General features: G+C 68.7%; 19 protein-coding genes and 1 tRNA gene. 13 read left to right on the forward strand and 7 right to left on the reverse strand.

Annotation, left to right across the window (positions count from 1 at the left end):
* Nucleotides 1–107: 107 nt before the first annotated feature.
* From VNE62_04105 to VNE62_04120, 4 genes are all read left to right on the forward strand, one after another.
* On the forward strand, nt 108–1091 hold the full coding sequence (locus VNE62_04105; GenBank protein ID HVE91476.1) for a fructose 1,6-bisphosphatase: 984 nt from the start codon (nt 108–110) through the stop codon (nt 1089–1091).
* 68 nt (nt 1092–1159) lie between these two features.
* Complete coding sequence (gene galU, locus VNE62_04110; GenBank protein ID HVE91477.1) at nt 1160–2038, forward strand: UTP--glucose-1-phosphate uridylyltransferase GalU; 879 nt, start codon at nt 1160–1162, stop codon at nt 2036–2038.
* Nucleotides 2038–3237: a gephyrin-like molybdotransferase Glp gene (gene glp / locus VNE62_04115; protein ID HVE91478.1), complete on the forward strand. Its 1200-nt coding sequence runs from the start codon at nt 2038–2040 to the stop codon at nt 3235–3237. Before galU ends, glp begins: the two co-directional genes overlap by 1 nt.
* Before the next feature lie 122 nt (nt 3238–3359).
* A complete protein-coding gene (locus tag VNE62_04120; protein HVE91479.1) occupies nt 3360–3833 on the forward strand; it encodes a hypothetical protein in 474 nt (157 codons plus the stop codon).
* Between the two features lie 117 nt (nt 3834–3950).
* Here VNE62_04120 and VNE62_04125 read toward each other — a convergent pair whose 3' ends face one another.
* Together VNE62_04125 and VNE62_04130 are read right to left on the reverse strand one after the other, a co-directional pair.
* A complete protein-coding gene (locus VNE62_04125; GenBank protein HVE91480.1) occupies nt 3951–5090 on the reverse strand; it encodes an acyl-CoA dehydrogenase family protein in 1140 nt (379 codons plus the stop codon).
* Between the two features lie 12 nt (nt 5091–5102).
* The gene (locus tag VNE62_04130; GenBank protein HVE91481.1) at nt 5103–6317 is read right to left on the reverse strand and encodes an acyl-CoA dehydrogenase family protein; all 1215 of its coding nucleotides are present in this window, start codon (nt 6315–6317) and stop codon (nt 5103–5105) included.
* Between the two features lie 91 nt (nt 6318–6408).
* On the opposite strand from VNE62_04130, the gene VNE62_04135 reads away from it, so the two are divergent.
* Both VNE62_04135 and VNE62_04140 read left to right on the forward strand, forming a co-directional pair.
* Entirely contained in the window at nt 6409–7047 is a 639-nt protein-coding gene (locus VNE62_04135) for a haloacid dehalogenase (GenBank protein HVE91482.1), read from the forward strand.
* 31 nt (nt 7048–7078) lie between these two features.
* Entirely contained in the window at nt 7079–7870 is a 792-nt protein-coding gene (locus VNE62_04140) for a hypothetical protein (GenBank protein HVE91483.1), read from the forward strand.
* Between the two features lie 13 nt (nt 7871–7883).
* Here the strand turns inward: VNE62_04140 and VNE62_04145 are convergent, their stop codons facing one another.
* Entirely contained in the window at nt 7884–9005 is a 1122-nt protein-coding gene (locus VNE62_04145) for a serine hydrolase domain-containing protein (protein HVE91484.1), read from the reverse strand.
* A gap of 52 nt (nt 9006–9057) precedes the next feature.
* Here VNE62_04145 and VNE62_04150 point away from each other — a divergent pair, with 52 nt between their 5' ends.
* Together VNE62_04150 and VNE62_04155 are read left to right on the forward strand one after the other, a co-directional pair.
* The gene (locus VNE62_04150; protein HVE91485.1) at nt 9058–9957 is read left to right on the forward strand and encodes a hypothetical protein; all 900 of its coding nucleotides are present in this window, start codon (nt 9058–9060) and stop codon (nt 9955–9957) included.
* 36 nt (nt 9958–9993) lie between these two features.
* Nucleotides 9994–10066 (forward strand) — tRNA-Ala (locus VNE62_04155).
* A 121-nt stretch (nt 10067–10187) separates the two neighbouring features.
* Here the strand turns inward: VNE62_04155 and uvsE are convergent.
* The 3 genes from uvsE to VNE62_04170 all read right to left on the reverse strand — a co-directional run bounded on the left by uvsE (nt 10188) and on the right by VNE62_04170 (nt 13380).
* Nucleotides 10188–11129, reverse strand: coding sequence for a UV DNA damage repair endonuclease UvsE (gene uvsE, locus VNE62_04160; GenBank protein ID HVE91486.1), 942 nt, complete (start codon nt 11127–11129; stop codon nt 10188–10190).
* Nucleotides 11126–12082 (reverse strand): DHH family phosphoesterase, encoded by a 957-nt coding sequence (locus VNE62_04165; GenBank protein HVE91487.1) that lies wholly within the window; start codon nt 12080–12082, stop codon nt 11126–11128. Before VNE62_04165 ends, uvsE begins: the two co-directional genes overlap by 4 nt.
* A gap of 194 nt (nt 12083–12276) precedes the next feature.
* Nucleotides 12277–13380 (reverse strand): acyltransferase, encoded by a 1104-nt coding sequence (locus tag VNE62_04170; protein HVE91488.1) that lies wholly within the window; start codon nt 13378–13380, stop codon nt 12277–12279.
* A 288-nt stretch (nt 13381–13668) separates the two neighbouring features.
* Here VNE62_04170 and VNE62_04175 point away from each other — a divergent pair, with 288 nt between their 5' ends.
* The 5 genes from VNE62_04175 (at nt 13669) to VNE62_04195 (ending at nt 19785) form a co-directional block, all read left to right on the forward strand.
* Complete coding sequence (locus VNE62_04175; protein ID HVE91489.1) at nt 13669–14628, forward strand: YihY/virulence factor BrkB family protein; 960 nt, start codon at nt 13669–13671, stop codon at nt 14626–14628.
* Between the two features lie 174 nt (nt 14629–14802).
* Nucleotides 14803–15264, forward strand: coding sequence for a hypothetical protein (locus VNE62_04180; GenBank protein HVE91490.1), 462 nt, complete (start codon nt 14803–14805; stop codon nt 15262–15264).
* Entirely contained in the window at nt 15261–15740 is a 480-nt protein-coding gene (locus VNE62_04185) for an ATP-binding protein (GenBank protein ID HVE91491.1), read from the forward strand. The genes VNE62_04180 and VNE62_04185 overlap by 4 nt, the downstream gene beginning before the upstream one ends.
* Nucleotides 15741–15820: 80 nt before the next feature.
* Nucleotides 15821–17215, forward strand: coding sequence for a 3' terminal RNA ribose 2'-O-methyltransferase Hen1 (locus VNE62_04190; protein HVE91492.1), 1395 nt, complete (start codon nt 15821–15823; stop codon nt 17213–17215).
* On the forward strand, nt 17212–19785 hold the full coding sequence (locus VNE62_04195) for a polynucleotide kinase-phosphatase (protein HVE91493.1): 2574 nt from the start codon (nt 17212–17214) through the stop codon (nt 19783–19785). Before VNE62_04190 ends, VNE62_04195 begins: the two co-directional genes overlap by 4 nt.
* Before the next feature lie 4 nt (nt 19786–19789).
* On the opposite strand, the gene VNE62_04200 is transcribed toward VNE62_04195, so the two are convergent.
* Nucleotides 19790–20318 (reverse strand): carboxyl transferase domain-containing protein (locus VNE62_04200; GenBank protein ID HVE91494.1); only part of this gene is annotated, 529 nt, incomplete at its 5' end.

Here is a 20318-nt window from a genome sequence, read left to right on the forward strand (position 1 = left end):
CGCGGCCGCATAGCGGCCGCGGACCCTTGCTTTGACCGGCGCGGAGCAAAAGAGGCCAGGCCGGGCACTCGGCCAGAACGTCACCGGCCGTGTCTACAGTGCCCGCAATGGCAGCCACCGTGAGCGTCCTCAAGTCGTGCCCCGGCGGTTACGTCGGCAGCGGGCACGTCCACCCCGCGGTCGTCGACTGCGCGAGGCGAGCGGTTTCCGACGCCAAAAACGAGGGGCTCGTCGACGACGCATACGTCGCGCGATGCGGCGACGACCTCGCCTTGGTGCTGCTCCACGAGATGCCCCCCCGCACGCCGGCCGTGCGGACCCTTGCGGTCACGACGTTCACCGCCTGCTCCGAGGTCGCCTGGGGCCTCGGCCAGTTCGGCTGCCCCGACCGCGGAAACGGGGGGCCGAAGCTGGAGACCGCGGAGCTGGTCCTGGAGGAGCCTTCGGAACCGGTGCTGTGCCTGATCGCGGACAAGGCCGGCCCGGGCTGCTGGAACGCTCACCTGTACCGAGCCTTCGGGGACCCTTTCAACACCCCGAGCCTGCTCACCGACCCCCGGATGACCCCGGGTTTCGCCTTTGAGGTCGACCTGCACGGCGGGCACAGGCGATTCGAGCTGCCGGCCGACCTTCACTCGTTTCTGGCGGAGGCCGCGGGACCCGGGTTCGTGCGCCGCGTGTCGGCCTCCGGCGGCGGCGCCGCCGCGGCGTGTGCGTCCGCAGGGGCCGACCCGGTGCTGCTGGTCAGGTGCCCGCCGGGGCTGCCTTCGGTGGGCGAGGTGCTTGAGTCGCTGTCGTTTCCATACGCCGTGGCCGGGTGGCACTCGCCCGGACAGGCGGGCCCGCTCATGCCGGTCTCCACCAACGACGACGCGGCAACCCGGCTGGACGGACCCCCGCGTGCGATCGGGCTCGGCTTCCAGGTGTCCGGCGGGCGGCTCGTGGGCCCCCGCGACCTGCTCGGCGACCGGGCCTTCGACGGCGCCAGGGCGCACGCCCTGCAGGCGGTCGACTACCTGCGTCGCCACGGTCCTTTCGCTCCCGGCTTTGCCGCCGCAGCACCCCTGCCGTCAAGGTCCCTCACGATCTGATCGCACCCCACCGGCAGCCCCAACCCGCCTGACCATGGTTCCGGCAGGTCTGGCATCCTTTACGGGCGATGCCGGTCCACAAGGCGGTGATCCCGGCGGCGGGGCTGGGCACCCGCTTCCTTCCCGCGACAAAAGCGCAGCCCAAGGAGATGCTTCCGCTCGTCGACAAGCCGGCGATCCAGTACGTCGTGGAGGAAGCGGTCCGGGCCGGGATGGACGACATCCTGATCATCACGGGACGCGGCAAGCGCAGCCTCGAGGACCACTTCGACCGGTCCACCGAGCTGGAAGCGGTCCTGGACGGCAAGGGCGACCGCACGACCCTGGAGTCCATCCAGGCCATCTCCGAGATGGCCGACATCCACTACGTGCGGCAGAAACAGCCGCTGGGGCTCGGGCATGCGGTGATGGCGGCAGAGAAGCACGTGGGACGGGAGCCGTTCGCCGTCCTGCTTGGTGACGTCGTGGTGACCGAGCAGTACACGCTGCTCGAGGACCTGACCTCTGTGTACGACCGCTACGGCCGGAGCGTCATCGCCGTGCAGGAGGTGCCACGGGAGGAGATCAGGCTGTACGGGTCGGTCCTGCCGGAGCCGGTGGAGGAGAACATCGTGCGGATCCGCGACTTTGTGGAAAAGCCCGCTCCCGAGGTGGCGCCCTCCAACCTCGCCTCCCTCGGGCGCTACGTCCTGACCCCCGAGGTCTTCGAGGACCTGCGCAAGGTGCAGCCGGGGACGGGCGGCGAGATCCAGCTCACGGACGCGATCAGATCGCTCGCGCAGCGCCAGGCCGTCTACGCGTTCATCTACGAGGGCAAGATCTACGACGTGGGCCGAAAGCTTGACTACCTGCGGGCCACTGTCGAGCTGGCCGTGGATCGCGAGGACCTCGGCAAGGAGTTCCGTGAGTTCCTCGCGGACTTTTGCGTCCGCAAGAAGCTGGTCTGATGCTCACGGTCGCCGACGCAAGGACCAGGATCCTCGACCAGACGAGCCCGCTGGACCCCTTGGAGCTTTCGGTCACGGAGGCGCACGGGTGCGTGCTCGCCGAGCACGTCACGTCTCCGGAGGCGCTGCCGCCGTTCCCTAGCGCCTCCTCCGACGGGTTCGCCCTGCGGGCGGGCGACACTTCAGGGGCGGCATCCACTCCCGTGGGGCTGACGATCATCGGCGAGGCCGCGGCCGGCCGTCCGTTCGCCGGGCGTGTGGCCTCCGGCGAGGCGGTCCGGATCAAGGCCGGGACGGCGCTGCCCGAAGGGGCCGACGCGGTCGTGCGCCAGGACCTCGTCGCCGTCGTGGGCTCCTCGCTGGCGATAGGCACCCCCGTCATCGTCGGGGCGAACCTTCGTCCAGCCGGCGGGGACGTCGCGAAGGGCGAGCGGATCATGGAGACCGGACAGCGCATCCGGGGCATGGACGTCGGAGTGATGGCCAGCCTCGGCCGCACCAATGTCCTCGTGCGCCCGCGGCCCAGGGCCGTGGTGATCGTGGCCGGGGACGAACTGCGGGAGCCGGGACAGGAACTGAGCCCCGGTTCGGTCCGCGACTCCAACTCCTTTGCGCTTTCGGGGATGGCGCGCGAGGCGGGAACGGCCCCGTTGCGGGCCGGGATCATGCGGGACGACGAGACGCAGATGCGCGACGCCATCACCACGTACCTGCCGCAGGCGGACGTGTTCATCACGGCGGGCGGAGAGGATGCGCGCAGCGCCGTGGACGGGCTCGGCAAGGTGGAGTCCTGGGACCTCGCGGCGGATCCGGTCGGGTCTCTGACGTTCGGACTGGTGGAGGACCGGCCGTTCTTTGGGCTGCCGGGCAACCCGGTGGCCGCGGCGGTGGCGTTCGAGCTTTTCGTTCGGCCGTCGCTTTTGAAGATGGCCGGCCGAAGGACGCTTTTGCGGCCCGAGGTCCAGGGTTCGCTCACGGAGGACTGCCCGCACCCATCTGGCTTTGAGTCCTACCTGCGGGTCCGCGCCTGGCGTGAGGGGCCCGGCTGGAGGGCGCGGGTGTCTGCGCGGCAGGGCACGAATGTCGTCTCATCGCTGGCCCGCGCCAACGCGCTGGCCGTGGCTCCCTCGGGGGCCGGCGTGACCAAGGCCGGGCAGCCCATCCGGATGATGCTCCTGGAGCCGCTGGAAGGCTGGTGACGGCCCGCACGAGCCGGCCGGGGCACGGGATCACATCCTTGTAGTTACATCCTTGCTATTTGGCAGTATCGGGTGCTACGTTCCGCTCAGAAACCGGCCACAGGTTGGCGCGGGAGCGGCGTGTGGGGATACTGGTACTCGTACTGCTGGTAGCAGCGTGGGGGCTGGTTCTAGGGCCGACCCTGCTGAAAAGCTCTCAACACCCGTCTCCTCTACGGACCGAGATGATGTTCAACCGGGCTCTGAAGGCAATGGCGGGTTCCCGTCGCAGCCGCACGACCGTCGGGGGCCGGGTCATCCTGGTCCCCCGCTCCACCGACCACCCCGGAAGCCACCGCACCGCTGGTCGTCGCAGCGCCTCGGAGCGCCGCAATCGCAACCTCAAGTACCTGTCGATCTTCGTGATAGCCACCTTCCTCCCGGGCTGGCTGGTTCCGGGCCTGCGCTTTCTGCTGGTCCCGAACTTCATCGCGGACGTGCTGCTCATCGCGTATTTCGTGGCCGCGGTCGTCTACGCGGCGCGTCCGGTGAAGGTGAGATCACAGCGGATGCCGGAGCAGGCCTCGACTCCCGAGGCCGCCGGCGGCGGGTGGTGAGACCGGCGGCACACTAGGACACCAGGGCGGTCCCCCCTCCCGACGCCCGTCGTTTGCGGGGACCGATCCAGTGGGGGCGCGGACTTGGCCGAGGTCCGCGCCTCTTTTTTTCTGCCGTCAGGCAGCCACGAGCCGCGCCACGATCTCCCGGTGCCAGGTGGGGTCGCCGAGCAGCATCTCGTTTGCTTTCGCGCGCTTGAAGTACAGGTGCATGTCGTGCTCCCAGGTGAAACCGATGCCGCCGTGCACCTGGATGCCGTTGGCGGCGACCCGGGTGAAGGCGTCGCCGCAGTAGGCCTTCGCGACCGACGCGGCCAGCGGAAGCTCCGAGTCGTCGCTGGACGCCGCCCACGCCGCGTAGTACATCGCCGAACGGGCCATCTCCACGTCAACGAGCATGTCCGCGCACTTGTGCTTGACGGCCTGGAACGAACCGATCGGACGTCCGAACTGCACCCGCGCCTTCGCGTACTCCACCGACATGTCCAGGACCTTGTGCGCCCCGCCCACCGACTCCGCGCACAGCATCGCCGCGGCTCGCTGAAGCGCGCGCTGCAGCGGGGGCCAGCCCCGGTCCACCTCGCCCAGCACGGCGTCGGAACCGACCCTCGCGCCGTCGAAGGTCACCTCGCACCAGCGGCGGGTAGTGTCCATCGTCTTCAGCTGGGTGACGTCCACCCCCGGGTCCGACGGGTCCACCAGGAAAAGGGTGACGCCGTCCTCGGGGTCCTCGCCGTCGGACGTCCTGCCCGCCACCACGATCGAGTCGGCGACGTGGGCGTCGGGGACGTAGGACTTGCTTCCGGTCAGCACGAATCCGGACGACTCGGCCCTGGCGACCAGCTGAACCCCCGCGGCGTCCACCCGTCCCGAGCCTTCAGTGCAGGCCACTGTGGCGTTTCGCTTGCCCGACGCGATTCCCGGCAGGACGGCGGACTTCTGGGCCTCCGACCCAGCCTCGGCCACGGCGACCGCTCCCAGGCACACGCTGGCGAAAAACGGACCCGGCACGAGAGCCCGCCCCATCTCCTCGAGCAGGACCGCCAGGTCCACGTAGCTCATGCCCTGGCCCCCGTACTGCTCGGGGATCGTGATTCCCATCCAACCGAGCTGCCCGAGCTTGTCGTAGAAGCCGGGGTCGTAGGCCATCGTGTCGTCCATCATCCTGCGGACAAATTCCGAAGGGCACTCCTTTTCCAGGAACTCGCGCGCGTAGCGCTGCAGCGACTCCTGGTCCTCGTTTAGTCCGAAGTCCATTCCGTGTTCCCCCTATCGTCCCGGGTCCTTGGGGAGGCCCAGGACCCGCTCCCCGAGGATGTTGCGCAGGATCTCGGACGTGCCGGCCTCGATCGTGTTGCCGCGCGCCCGCAGGAACGCATACTCCCAGGTGCCGCCGTCCCGCGCGTGCCCGTCGAGCCGTGTCAGCTGGTGCGCCGGGCCCAGGACCCTCGTGGCGGTCTCCGTGAGCCGCTGATTGAGCTCCGACCACACCAGCTTGATCACCGACGCCGCCGGGCCCGGTGCCCCCTTGCGCTGGATGTCCGTGAGCGTGCGCATGATCGCGAAGCGAAGGGCCCTGGTGTGGACGACGTGGCCTGCGATCTCGTCACGCGTGACCGGATCATCCATGGCCGTCCCGCCGGGAGCCGTACGCGAGGGAGTCTTGCCGGCCAGCCGGATCAGCGACTCCAATGTGTTCTCCAGCGACACCTGAAGTCCGGTGCCGAGGTTGGACCGCTCGTGCATCAGCGTGGAGATGGTGACGTGCCAGCCCTGGCCCACCTCGCCCAGGACCGCGTCCTTCGGCACCCGGACGTCGGAGAAGAAGACCTCGTTGAACTCGGCGTCCCGAGTGATCTGCACCAGCGGCCGGACCTCGACCCCCGGAAGGCGCATGTCCACCAGCAGCGCCGTTATGCCCTGGTGGCGGCTCGGGGGGTCCGGGTCGGTGCGCGCCAGCAGAAGGCACCAGTCGGCAAGGTGGGCGTAGGAGGTCCAGACCTTCTGGCCGTTGACCACCCACGCGTCGCCGACATCCACCGCGCGCGTCTGCAGGTTGGCCACGTCGGAGCCTGCGTTGGGCTCGCTGAAGCCCTGGCACCAGATCTCCTCGCCGGACAGGATCTTCGACAGGAAGCGTGTTTTCTGCTCGGGCGTGCCCAGCTGGGCGATCGTCGGCCCGGCGATGTGGGTGCCGATGACCGACGGCAGCTGCGGAGCCTTTGCGCGGCCGATCTCCTCGTTGTAGATGGCGACCTCGGTCGCCGAGGCGTTGCGGCCCCCGTACTCCGAGGGCCAGTGGATGCCGATCCAGCGGTCGGCCGCCATCCGGGCCTGGAAGTGGCGCAGAAAGCCGATCCGGTCGGAGTCGGAGGCCCACCGGCCGCGGTCCATGCCCTGCCAGTCCTCGGGCAGGTTGCGCGCAAGCCACTCGCGCAGCTCGCGACGGAACTGCGCCTCCTGCGGTGAGTCGCGGAAATCCACCAGTCCTCCCGGGTGTCAGGCGCGGGAATGGTACAGCACCGGTGTTGGACGACCGCCGGGTCGCTGCCCCGTCTGCCTTAGACTCTCGGGCGTGGAGCTCAACGCCATCCAGGACTCGATACGCGACCGGTTCGACCGCAAAAGCGCAGGCCGCGAGAAGGCTCTCGCCTGCTCGCGCAAGACGATCCGCAGTTGCGCCAACGGCATCCGGGCCGTGCACCGCAGCGACTGGGACGCGGCGCTGGCGCTGTTCGCCGAAGCCGAGACCAACCTCAGGGAGGCCGAGGGGGCCCTGGCTCCCTTTCCGGAGATCTTCCACGCGGGATTCCTGCAGGACGCCCAGATCGAGTACGTCGAAGCCCGCGCCACCTACGCGATCATCCGGGGCGAGCCGTTCCCGGCCCCCGAGGACGTCCGGATCGGCGAGGCCCCCTACCTCAACGGGCTCGGGGACACCATCGGGGAGCTGCGGCGCCACATCCTGGACCTCATGCGCCATGGAGAGCTGGAGCGCTGCGAGCAGCTTCTTGAGGCGATGGACGAGATCTACGTGGTCCTGACATCGATGGACTACCCGGACGCCATCACCGGCGGTCTTCGGCGCAGGACCGACGTCGCACGGTCGCTGATCGAGCGCACCCGCGGGGAGTTCTCGATAGCGCTGATTCAGCAGGGACTGCGAAACGAGCTGGCCGCACACGCCAGCCGCGTCAGCGGAGCGGACGCCTGACCCTCATGGTCTCTTCGTTCGTTGAACTGACATGACTTCCACCAACAGAAACCTCGCGCTCGTCCTCGTGGTGCTCCTGGTCACCGGCGGTTGCGGCAACGACCGCACGAGACCCCCGCGCCAACGAGTCTCGGTCACTCCGTCCGGCACGGCTTCCGAGCTCGCCGAGCAGAGTCCCGCCAACCCGGCCAATGCAAGCCCGGCCGCCAAAAAGGACGGCACAAAGGCCAGGGCCACGCAGCGTCCGGCCATGCCGACCGGTCCGCTGCCAACGCCGGCCCCCTTCGCCAAGGAGAAGGTCCGCGAGCGGATCACGCTAGAGCAGGCACTGGAGTGGTGGCCGCACCGTCCGGTCCTTCGGGTGGGCACGGCTCCCAAGCCCGGGGGCGAGGAGGCGTGGTTCGCGACCAGCAAGGATGGGGGCCGCAAGGGTGACCCGAACAAGGAGTACACGATCCTGACGCTGGTCCTGCAGTACCCGCCGGACACCGCAGAGACCAAGACCTACTACCAGATCACCGACGCCGGCGGCGCCACCATCTCGATGCGCTTCTTCCCGCCCGGACTGCCGCCCAAGACTCCGGGCGGCAAGCAGGTGCTCGTGCGGAATCGTCCGGCGACGATGTGGGAGCTGTACAAGCAGCCGCACCCCGAGAAGACGGCGTGGCGGGAGTTCGCCGACCAGGACATCCGGGCCGTCAACTGGAGTGAGGCCCTGCCCAACGACCGGGGCCACGTCGACTGGATCGTGGAGATGAACCCGAGGCTGTACTCCGAGGAGCAGACCCTGGAGTTCGTGAACTCCCTGGTGGAGGCCTCCTAGCCCCGGTTCGGCGTCACGAGTCGCGGCCCAGGCTGACCGGGCCGGGGCCGTTCCCCCCGTCGTAATCCGGCAGTCCGTCGATCGCGCCGTAGATCGTCTTAATCACGGCCCGCACCCGGCGGTCGTGCTCGACGGCCCCCGGCAAGCCGTTGGTCACCAGGGCCACGACCAGTCCGGCCTCGGGGTCGGCATAGCCGATGGACGAGGAGTGGCCGCCGTGCCCGAAAGAGCGGGGCCCGCCGATCGGTGCGACCGGCCTGATGCCGTAGCGGACGAACCCCAGCCCCCATGGGACCGCCACGCCAAAGGTGTGGTCCATGCGGTTGACGCGGTGCGTGGCCACCAGCGCCTCGACCGTCTGAGGCCGCAGCAGCGGTTCGCCGCCGCAAAGCAGGCACTCGTAGAAAAGGCCCAGCTCCCTCGCCGGGCCCCGCATTCCTCCCCCCGGATGCACGGCGGACAGCCCCTGCGGTTCGTTCCAGGACGCCACCGCGTACTGCGGCGCCGGGTTCTTTGGGTGGGCATGGGCGATCAGCGGTCCCAGCCTCGACTGCTCATCGGGCGGGATCCCGAGCCGCGTGGACGTCATGCCGAGGGGCCCCAGCACGTCCTGCGCCAGGTACTCGTCGATGCGCCGGCCGTCCACTCTGCGCACGATCTCCGCCAGCACCACCCACCCGGAGGCCGGGTGGTAGCCCGCGAACTTGCCAGCCGGCCACTCCGCCGGCGTCTCGCACACCGCGCGGACCTGTTCGTCCCAGTCCCAGAACCGCATCCTGGCGGGGATCTTGCGGAAACCGCCGGTGTGGGTGAGGACGTGGCGGATCGTGACTGCGTCCTTGCCTGCGGCCGCGAACTCCGGGATAAAGCGGGCCACCCTGTCGTCCAGCGACAGAAGCCCCGCCTCCCACAGCCGTGCGACCGCCACCGCCGTCAAAGGCTTCCCGGACGAAAACCACAGCGTGATGTGGTCCGGGGTCATGGGGACCCCGGGACTCGCCTCCCCAACCGCTTCGTCCAGCACAACGTCGCCGCCCAAGGACACGTACAGCTGGGCCCCGTCGTGCTCGTGCGGGATCCGCTCCAGCAGGACGTCCAGCGCCCGTCGTGCGCCGTCAAGGTCGATGGCCGGCATGGGAACGCAGGTTGGGGGACATGGGCGAAGACGGCGACGTTAACCTAGTGCCATGCGCCCCCGCCTCAGGCCTTGGATGGTGCTCGCCGTCTGCATCGCGCAGATCGTCGCGGCCTTGCTTTCGCTCGGCTACCGCTGGGCCGCCACGTCGACGCCGGTCACACTGCGCGAGGCGACGGTGAGGTTCTCGTCCGCAAGTGGGCCGGCGGTTGGCGCCGCGCTCGACTCGCAGCAGCGGGCGGCCGCGACCGCGGGCTCCGGCGGCAGAGCCGGAGCTCCGGAGTCGGGTGCTCCTGCCGGTGTCCTGCCGCAGGCGCGCGCGATCGGCGCCCCGGGCCAGGCCGCGCAGAAGCCGACTGCGCCGCCGCCGCCCGGGATCTACTCGTGGGAGACCAAGGGAACCGAGCAGGGGATGCTGCTCGAGCGGGTCCTGCCGGAGTCGTCGTATTCGCACCTGCGCGCGACCGAGGCCGGATGGACGATGGACCACATCTACTCCGGTGAGCACCGCGAGTGGCTGGACATGACCTCGGCCCCCGACGGGATGTTCCTCAACGGCCTGCGTACGAAGGTGGCTTTCGGACCGCTGGACCCCAGCCCCAGCCTGGACTTCGACGCCCCCGTCCGGCTCACGATGTCGCCTGCCGAGGCCGGACAGCGCTGGACCGGGGAGTGGCATGGCAGGACGTCCGGTTCATACGAAGGCCGCACGGTCGAGCAGAGCAAGCTGACGCTGGGGGCCGAGGAGATCGACGCGTGGCAGGTGGAGGTCGTCCTGAAGCTCACAGGGGAGGCCGAGGGCACCATCCGTATGAACCTGTGGGTCGCGCCAGGGACGGGCATGATCGTCCGCGGGGCCCACGAGCGAGATGTGCGTGCCAGCTCCGGCTCCTACTCCGCCCGCTGGACCGACCAGCTGCTCTCCATGCGCCCAGAGGTGCCGGCGGCTTAGGGGCGGTTCGAGGCGCGACTACAATGGTCGCGATCCGGGGGCGTAGCTCAGTTGGTAGAGCGCTGCGTTCGCAACGCAGAGGTCGACGGTTCGAATCCGTTCGCCTCCACGAACAGCGTGGCCGGTCAGAGGGTATGCGAGCCCTCTGGGCAACCGGCCGTGTGGCCTGCAGTGCAGGAGTGTCCGCACCGGTCTCCTACACATCAGGGCTACGGGGCCACGAGGGGTTGTCAGCCGACGTCGAACCCCCGCCTCCGCAGGGAGTCGCGGAGTCTGAGCAGAGCTAGATCCTTCGCCTTTGCTTCGAGCATGACGTCGAAATCCTGCGCCCCGTCGGAGGCGGTCAGAAACGCTTCAAAGCTCATCGGATCGATGAGGTCGCTGTGCGCATGAGGCGCAGGTAGGTCGTACCGGTTCGTCATCCGCGCGTTGGTCTTCACGCGGCTCTCCAGCACCTGCGTCTGAGGAGAGGAGAAGTGGATCTTGGGGACGACGTCGGCCGGCCAAGTGTCCAAGGCGAGACGAAGCGCCTCGGGCAACGGAATTCGGTCGGGATCGTTGCAGTGGTGGTGGAGCACGTCGAAGGTGACCGGCACCGATGTCCGCGCGTGCAGATCGAGCACGTGGGCGAGCGAGAAGAGGCGGTCGTCGTTCTCCACCACCAGCCGGGCGCGGGCACGTTCACTCAACCTCTCGAACCCTGCCAGAAAGCGGTCCAGCGCGGCTGTGGGTCCACCTGCCATACCTCCGACGTGGACAACGACCACCGCCTCCGGCCCCAGGTCCATCGCGTCGAGCAACGACGCCTGTACCTCGAGCTCCCGTACGGCGTTCGCTTGCACGTCCAGGTTCTCGGAGTTGAGGACGGTGTACTGGCCGGGATGGACCGACAGCCGCAGCACGAGCGCTCGCGCCCTCGTGCCCACCTCAGCCAGCCGCGCCGCACACTCCGGTATCTGGTCCCAGAACTGCGGCATGTCCGGATGACTCGCATACGGAGCGACGGCCGTTGCCATCCGGTACATCGAGATCGCGTTGCGCTCCAGGTACGAGAAGATCCCGTCGAGGAAGTCGAGCGAACGCGACAGGTGGGGACCCGACTGCCAGCGGCGAGTGTCGTGCGAAGGAAGGCCCCCGTCGCCCAGCACCTTCACCGCGAAGCCCAGCCTCACGGGACCAACTCCGATCCTGCCAGTGCGTCCAGCAACCGCTCGAATGTCTCCGGACCGAGGCTCCCGCCGGTGGCCGCTGGGTGACCATGGGCATACTCGCCCTGCACATCGGGCAGTGCATGTCGTAGAAGCTTTCGCAGGTCGCCCGTCCCCCCGCGCACAACGAAATTGACCTTCCCGGGCAGGTACTCGTCATTCGCCACGAGCACCACCCGCGGAGCGAGCCGTCTCTTCCATGCCTGGGCCACGAGCGGATGAATCTGGTACGGAGATGTGAACCTGATCAGCGCGAGGTCGCCCCGCATCTGGGGCGGGGTCCGCAGTGCCTGCTTGTAGGCGGCCGTCCACTCTTCCTTTGCCTCACGCAGGATCTGGATTCGCGGGTCGCGCAAAGCGGAAGCCGCGTCTGGGTGGTCCACGAGCAGCGCCAGGGCTTCCCGTACCGGTCCGTCCGGTAGTCGGCGTGGCGCGTTGATGAGGGGCGTCAGGCGCCGGATCGGTCCTGCCGGCGCCTGCTCAAGTCCTGGAAGGCTGAAAGCTGCCGTTCCCAAGTCGCCAAATGCCCCCATGGCGGCAAGCCACATGGGCGGCTCCGGCACGATGCGGGCCACCAGGACGGACGTGCTGACCTCGGGTCTCTCGCCGAACCCGGATACGAGTACTTGGTCGTCCCGCGGCTCGGCTTCCGGCGCGTGGTGGTCAACGATCAGACCCGGAGGGCCGCCCTGCCGCATCCCCCAGTCGAGCACCGCGAGCTCGCCGGCCGGCAGCTTCGCCGCCCCGAATGGCGTTTTGCCGCGCCCCAGCAGGACAGCGGGCTCCGCGGACTCACCGCGAAACCGGAGGGCGAGGGCGCCCGCCGCGAGACCGTCGGCGTCCGTGTGTGGGACGACGGCCCGAGCGGCCCGCAGAGCCTCCAGCGCGGTTCCGTAGGGCGTGCGGTCATGTGACATTCACTAGGCATTCCCTCACTCGGACGTGGCGAACCAATCGTCGACGCCTGCCGGGCACCGGGTGGTCAGGATCCGGGGGGGTAGCTCAGTTGGTAGAGCGGCCCCCCCCGGGCTACCCGCAGCTCGGCGAACCCGTGGGCCGTCGGGCCGCTCGTATAGATCCGGCTACTTACGCCCCGTCCGATCAGAGTTGCTCAGGTGGCTTCGCTGGATCCGGGCGGCCCCGTGTGCGCCGGAAGGGCGCCCGCCTCGCCGGCGACCACCTCAGCCGTCGCCGCGCCGTAGGACCGCTGCCGGTCCCGCACGTGGGCGGCGACCGGAAGACCGACGTAGCGCCGGGACAGGTGTCCGAGTGCGAAGGCGGCCCCGTACGTCACCGCCACGTAGGCCCAGTAGGCGTTCCGCTTTAGGCCCGTGAGGGCCAGGAGGATCACCACCGGGTAGTGCCACAGGTAGCCCCCGTACGTGCGCTCGCTCAGCCACACGCCGGCCCTCGGGGACAGCATTCTGGACGGGACGCTATCCGGCCGCCACAAAACGCACGCGCAGATCACCGTGGCGAGGATGCCGGAAAGGACGAACCCGTAGCTGTACGCGAAGCGAGGCGGCAGGTGCTTCACAACGAGAAACGCCAGAGTCGAAAGCGAAACCGTGGCGGCGGCCGGCAGTGCCCGAGCGACGACGACCGGCAAACTGCGACGACGAACGTGCAGAAGGGCCAGCAGGCAGCCGAAGAGGAACCCATCGGCCCGCGTGTGCGGCAGGACGTACGTTGCGCCGTAGGGTTTGCCATCCCAGGTGACCGCGCGAAGGCCGGCGCTTAGCCCTGCGATCGTCAGCAGGCACGCTGCCAGCAGGGCCGGGCGCCGGCGCAAGGCGAGCATGAGGACTGGCGCAGCCAGATAGAACTGCACCTCGAGCGCCAACGACCACAGGTGATTGAGGCCACCCTCGGTGTCTGCGGCGAAGGCGAACGTGAAGTTCACGAAGCTCCCCACGGTCGAAACGGCCACAAGCGCGAAGTCCTGCCAGTCGCGGCTGACCATCAGGTAAGCGCCGATGGGCGTCAAGAGAGCGAGCATGACCAGCAGCTCGGGCAGGATCCTGACCGCTCGGGAGCGCAAGTGCCAGACCACGACATCCCGGGCGGGCGCCGATGGTGTGAGCAGCCGGACGCCTATGAGGTAACCGCTGAGGACCAGAAACCAGTCCAGGGCGTAAAACCCCCCGTCGATCCTGGGCAGGTTGAGATGTGCCGCGATGACCGTGAGGAAAGCGACCGCACGCAGCCCGTCCAAGCCAGGGACGTGTGACGGCCTTGACTCCACTCGCGACTCCCTCGAAATTCAACCGACCTGATCCGCCGGCGTCCGCGACACGACTGCGTCGGCACCCATGCGAACGATCGCGCGAATTGTGACATGGGACCCGTGGCTCGCCCGCCAGCCGAGACGCCGCTTTGAGTCGTTCCGGGCTCCTAAGTCCTCAGGTCAAGTAGAGAAGCCGCCGCTCGCTGCGGAGATTGGCGAACCCGACCCCTGGGAAAGAGACGAGGACCGGACCCCGCCAAGGCTGAAAGGACTGAGATGTCGTCTCACTCCGCGCCGCCCCCTGGGGAAGCTTCAACCGACGAGCCGGTTCCGCCTCAGACGGGGGAGGGGGCCGAACCCGACTCCCCGCTGGACCTGGACCGCCCCGAGTGGCGCCAGTCCCTGAAGCGGACCGTCAACGAGATCCAGACCGATCGCATACCGCACGTCGCGGCGGGCATGGCCTTCTACTGGTTTCTGTCGCTGTTTCCGGCCCTGATTGCGCTTGTCGGCTTCCTCGGGTTGTTCGGGGCCGGTCCGGCCGCGGCAGGGCAGATCATCAAGGGGGTCCGCTCGATCCTTCCCGGTGACGCGGCCAACGTCCTGGTGGACGCCCTCAGCGACTCGGCCACACAGTCCGGCCGGGCGTCAGTGGTGGCGGCCGTCGTCGGTATCCTTCTCGCCCTGTGGAGCGCATCGTCGGGGATGGCAGCGCTTCAAAACGGGCTGAACATCGCCTACGACGTCCCCCACGACCGCAGGTTCGTCAAGCGTCGCCTCGTCGCATTCCTCCTGCTGGCGATCGTCGCGCTCCTGGCGGGGACCGCTTCCGCGCTGTTGGTGTTCGGCGCGCCCCTGGGCGACGTCATCCGCAGATCCTTCGCCGCGGGGGCCGTATTCGTGCCGGTGTGGACCGTGCTGCGGTGGGTGCTGACGCTCCTGCTCATGAGCGTGCTCTTCGCCGTCGTGTACTACCTGGGGCCGAACCGTGAGTCACCGTCGTGGCGTTGGATCAGCCCGGGCGGGTTCCTCGGGACGCTGATCTGGATCCTGGCGTCGGTGGGCTTCTCGCTGTACGTGACCAAGTTCGGCAACAACGCCAGGACCTACGGCGCTTTGGCGGGCGTGGTGATCCTGCTCCTTTGGCTGTACCTCACGGGGCTGGCGGTGCTCGTGGGAGGCGAGTTCAACTCCGAGCTCGAGAGGCAGGCGGCAAAGCGCTCTCAGCCGGAATAGCCAGGCATAGTGGTAGCGATGACCGGACGTGCGGTGATGCTCGTGCTGTTCCTGGCCGTTGTCAGCTGCACGCCGGATGAGCCGGCGAGATCACGGTCTCCCCGCCCCTCATCAACGATTGCCACGTCGTCTTCAGAGCCGTCGCCGGCTCCCGATCGGACTGCAGCTGCTGCCTTGAACTTCCGGTGCGACAAGCAACAGGGCGGGGACGGCAGCGCGTCCATGCTTCTCGACGACGTCCGGACCGGGGTCCACCCCGAGCTGCGCAGCGAGAGGATCGTGTGGACCTTCAGTCCCGTCAGGGGTGAGGACGTCGTCCCGAGGTGGCTGCTGGAGCAGGCTCGGCCCCCGCTGCTACGGGACGGTTCCGGCGACCCCATCAAGGTCGACGGGTCGTCGTTTTTCCGGCTGACTGTCTTCGCCTCGGGAGTAGACACCTCGGGCGACGAGTTCCGGCTGCACTACACCGGCCCCAAGCGATTCGTGGGTTCAAAGGTCGTCGCCGAGGTGGCCGAGGCCGGCGACTTCGAGAACACGATGACCTGGTACATCGGGATGCGCCGTAACTCCTGCGCGGCCGTGCACACCTTGAGGGGGCCGGTCCGGATCGTGGTCGACGTCGAGGCGCCCGACTGACCGGCCGCAGACCGACGGCCCATCTCGTCCACGGCTATCTCGGCGCAGGCAAGACCACCTTCGCGCGCCGGCTCGAAAGCGAGACCGGAGGGGTCCGGCTGTCAATCGACGAGTGGTACCTCCGGCTGTATCACGACGGTGTTCGAACCCATGAGCTGAACGACGAGTGGCTGCGAAGGGTGTGGCGGGTCCTGGACGACCTGTGGCCCCGGCTGGTCTTTGCCGGCGTCGATGTCGTCCTCGACTTCGGCTACAGGAGGCGCGCGGAGCGAAATCGAGCTCGTGGCCTCGCCGAGGAGGTGGGAGCCGATGCGCTTCTCCACTGGGTGCGGACGCCCGACGAGGTCGCGCGAGACAGGTGCGTCGCCCGCGCCGGCGCCGACAGCTTCGTTGTGGATTCGGACGCTTTCGAGGCGCTGAAGATGAAGTTCGAGCCCTTGGGCCCTGACGAGGACCACGTCGTCTACGAGGGCTGACGTCGCTGCCAAGTCCGGACCACGACTCCCGCGCATGTTGCGCGCGTCACGGCTACGTTAGGCGTCCTTCAGGAGGACCAATGCTTCTCCAGATCTCCACGACGCACGAGCCGGCCACGGACCTCGGGTACCTGCTCCATAAGCACCCCGGCCGCCGGCAGGCCTTTGACCTGCCGTTCGGAACGGCGCACGTGTTCTACCCCCAGGCCCGCGAGGACCTCTGCACCTGCGCGCTCCTCCTCGACGTGGATCCCGTGGGACTCGTACGTCGGGGGCAGGGCAGCGATGCTCCACTGGAGCAGTACGTCAATGACCGTCCGTACGTGGCTTCGTCCTTCCTCAGCGTCGCGATCGGCCGCGTGTTCAGGTCCGCGCTGGCAGGACGGTGTCCGGAGCGCCCGGACCTCGCAACGACGCCCATCCCCCTGGAGGCGCGGCTCCCGGTAGTGCCCTGCCGGGGCGGGGAGGACCTGCTGCGCGCGCTGTTCGTCCCGCTTGGCTACGACCTCGAGATCCAGAGGCACCCGCTTGACCCCCGGTTCCCGGACTGGGGCGACAGCCCGTACCTGACCGTCACCCTGCGTGCGAATGCGCGCCTGCAGGACCTGCTCTCGCACCTGTACGTCCTCATCCCGGTCCTGGACGCCACAAAGCACTACTGGATCGGTGACCACGAGGTCGACAAACTGCTGCGCCACGGCGAAGGGTGGCTCGGCTCCCACCCTCAGCGCGAGGAGATCGTCCGTCGCTACCTCAAGCGCAACCGTCCTCTCGTGCGCCAGGCGCTGGAACGCCTGGTGGCCGAGGAACAGCCGGATTCCCCCGACGAGCAGGCGGAGAAGGCACTGGGCGAGGAGGCCGCGGTCGAGCGGCCCCTGCGACTGCACGAGCAGCGGATCGACGCCGTCGTGGGCGAGCTGCGAGCGAGCGGCGCACGGAGGGTCCTGGACCTCGGGTGCGGGCAGGGCAGTCTTATCCAGACCCTCATCGGTGACGCTCAGTTCACGGAGATCGTGGGGCTGGACGTCTCCCACCGCGCGCTCGAGGTGGCTGCGGAGCGCCTGCGGCTGGATCAGCTCTCGCCGCAGCAGCGCGACCGCGTGAAGCTGCTGCACGGCTCCCTCACCTACGCCGATCGCCGTATCCACGGCTTCGACGCGGCGGCGGCCGTCGAGGTGATCGAGCACCTGGACCCACACCGCCTCGAGTCGTTCGAGCGGGTGGTGTTCGAGCGCGCGAGGCCGGCGACGGTGGTGGTGACGACTCCGAACGCTGAGTACAACGTCCGCTTTCCCGCCCTGCCCGGTGATGCCTACAGGCACCGCGACCACCGTTTCGAATGGAGCCGCGACGAGTTTGCCGCCTGGACCGCCCGGCTGCACGAGCGCTTCGGCTACTCCGCGCGGCACCTGCCCGTGGGAGCCGAGGACCCCCAGGTCGGGCCAGCTACGCAGATGGCGGTGCTGTCGCTGTGAGCATCCAGATACCTGACCTGTCTCTCGTGGCGCTCGTCGGGGCGTCGGGGTCCGGCAAGTCCACCTTCGCCGCAAAGCACTTCCTCCGGACGGAGGTGCTGTCCTCAGACTTCTGCCGCGGCTTGGTTGCCGACGACGAGAACGACCAGGAGGCCAGCAGCGACGCGTTCGACGTCCTGTATTACATCGCCGGCAAGCGCCTTGAGGCCGGACGTCTGGTGGTCGTGGACGCCACAAATGTCCAGCGCGACTCCCGCAAGCCGCTCGTCGAGCTGGCGCGCCGCTACCACTGTGTCCCGGTGGCGATCGTGCTGGACCTGCCGGAGAAGGTCTGCCTTGAGCGCAACCGCGGACGCGACGACCGGACGTTCGGCCCCCACGTCATCGGCCGCCAGATCCAGCAGCTGCGGCGGTCCCTGAGGGGGCTTGAGCGCGAGGGTTTCCGGAACGTGTTCGTGCTGCCGTCGGTGGAGGAGGTCGAGTCGGCGACGATCGAGCGTCGTCCGCTGTGGGTCGACCGCCGCATCGACACCGGCCCCTTCGACATCGTCGGCGACGTCCACGGGTGCTGCGACGAACTCGAGGAGCTGCTCGGCCTCCTGGGCTATGAGGTGACGGAGGTGCGTCCGGGAGCCGGCCTTGACTCCGGACCCGTGTACGCGCACCCCGAGGGGCGGCGCGCCGTGTTCCTCGGTGACCTCGTGGACCGTGGCCCGCGCGTCTGCGACACGCTGCGACTGGTGCGCAACATGGTCGGATCCGGCAGCGCGCTCTGCGTTCCCGGTAACCACGACGTGAAGCTCGTCCGGAAGCTGCGCGGGAGGGACGTTGCCATCACTCACGGGCTCGACCGGACACTCGCGGAGATCGACGCCCTTCCGGACGAGGAGCGGGACCTCTTCCGCAAGAACGCGATCGATTTCCTGGACGGCCTCATCAGCCACTACGTCCTCGACGAAGGACGGCTCGTGGTCGCACACGCGGGGATGAAGCAGGAGCTCGCGGGCCGCGCCTCGCGCAAGGTCCGGGACTTCGCCCTCTACGGTGAGACGACCGGTGAGACCGACGAATTCGGGCTGCCCGTCCGCTACGAGTGGGCCGCGGAGTATCGCGGACAGGCGAAGGTCGTCTACGGACACACCCCGGTCCCGGAGTCCGAGTGGCTCAACCGGACGATCAACATCGACACCGGCTGCGTGTTCGGCGGCCGCCTGACCGCCCTTCGCTACCCGGAGCGCGAGCTGGTTTCCGTTGCCGCCCGCCGTACCTACTCCGATCCTGTGCGTCCCTTCCCCGTCGAAGAAACGGGACTGTCGGCGCAGCAGGCAAGCGACGACCTGCTGGACATCGACGATGTCATGGGCCGGCGGATCGTGGCGACCGAGCTGATGGGAAACGTCACCATCCGGGAGGAGAACGCGGCGGCGGCGCTTGAGGCGATGAGCCGGTTCGCTGTGGACCCCCGGTGGCTCGTCTACCTGCCACCCGCGATATCGCCTTCTGAGACCGCGGCTTCGGTGGACCTCCTCGAGCACCCGAAGGAGTCCTTCGACTACTACCGCAAGCAGGGTGTGCCGAAGGTGGTCTGCCAGGAGAAGCACATGGGCTCGCGGGCGGTGCTGGTGGTGTGCCGCGACCACGACACCGGCCGGACGAGGTTCGGCCTCCGCGAAGGCGGGTGGGGCATCGGCTACACGCGCACCGGACGCCGCTTCTTCGACTCTCCGCCGCTGGAGTCGGCCGTGCTGGAGCGGGTTCGGACGGCGATGCAGACCTCGGGCCTGTGGGACGAGCTCGGGTCGGACTGGGTCGTCCTGGACTGCGAGGTCATGCCGTGGTCGTTCAAGGCGCAGGACCTGCTGCGGAGGCAGTACGCCGCCGTGGGTACAGCTGCTCGCGTGGCGCTCGGGGAGACGGATTCGCTCTTGCGGGAAGCCGAGGCTTCGGGCATCGACGTCTCTCAGCTTCTGGACGCAGTGCGGGAGCGCCTCCGCAGCACCGACCTTTACGCGCGAGAGTACGGGCGCTACTGCTGGGGCGTGGAGGGCGCTGACGACCTGAAGGTAGCTCCGTTCCACATTCTCGCTTCGGAAGGGGCCGTCCACGCCGATCGCGACCACCTGTGGCACATGTCGGTGATCCAGCGCCTGTCGGACGCTGATCCCGGTCTGCTTGTGCCGACATCGCACCGGGTCGTGGACGTGGGGGACCAGGCATCGGAAAGAACCGCCACCGAGTGGTGGGAGGAGCTGACCTCGGCGGGCGGGGAGGGGATGGTCGTTAAGCCGTTGGACTTCGTCGTGCGCAGCCGCCGCGGACTGGTGCAGCCGGCGCTCAAGTGCCGGGGCCGCGAGTACCTGCGGATCATCTACGGACCCGAGTACACCCTGCATTTGGACAGGCTGCGGTCCCGTTCCCTCGGCCCGAAGAGGTCGCTTGCGCTGCGGGAGTTCACCCTGGGGCTCGAGGCCCTGAGTCGGTTCGTTGACCGGGAGCCTCTACGGCGCGTGCACGAGTGCGTATTCGGGGTCCTCGCGCTGGAGGCCGAGCCGGTCGACCCGCGGCTGTGAAGACTCAGGCTTCCGACAGACACTCCAGGAGCCGGGCTCTCGTGTCCGCAGGCTCGATCACCTCGTCCACGTAGCCCCCATGCGCCGCCGGCCATGGAGTGCACTGCTGCCGCTTGTACTCGTCCTCCAGCTCGGGACGAAGCTCCGGCGATTCGGCCAACTTCCTTCTCTGCAGGATGCTGACGGCGCCACGCGCGCCCATAACGGCGATCTCGGCCCCCGGCCAGGCAAAGGCATAGTCTGCGCCGAGGTCCTTGGCGTTCATGACGATGTATGCACCGCCGTACGCCTTGCGGAGCACGACCGTCACGGTCGGGACCGTAGCCGAAGCGAACGCCTGAAGGAACGCGGCGCCGTGCCTGATGACGCCGGCCACCTCCTGGCCTCGTCCCGGAAGGAAGCCCGGTGTGTCCACCAGCACGACAACCGGCAGCCTCAGCCGGTCGCAGAGGCCCACGAACCATGCGCCCTTCTGAGAGGCGTGGACGTCGATCGTCCCCGCCATCGACTGCGGCTGGTTGGCTACCACTCCC

This window comes from Actinomycetota bacterium, assembly GCA_035536535.1.
Classification (GTDB): Bacteria; Actinomycetota; JAICYB01; order JAICYB01; family JAICYB01; genus DATLNZ01.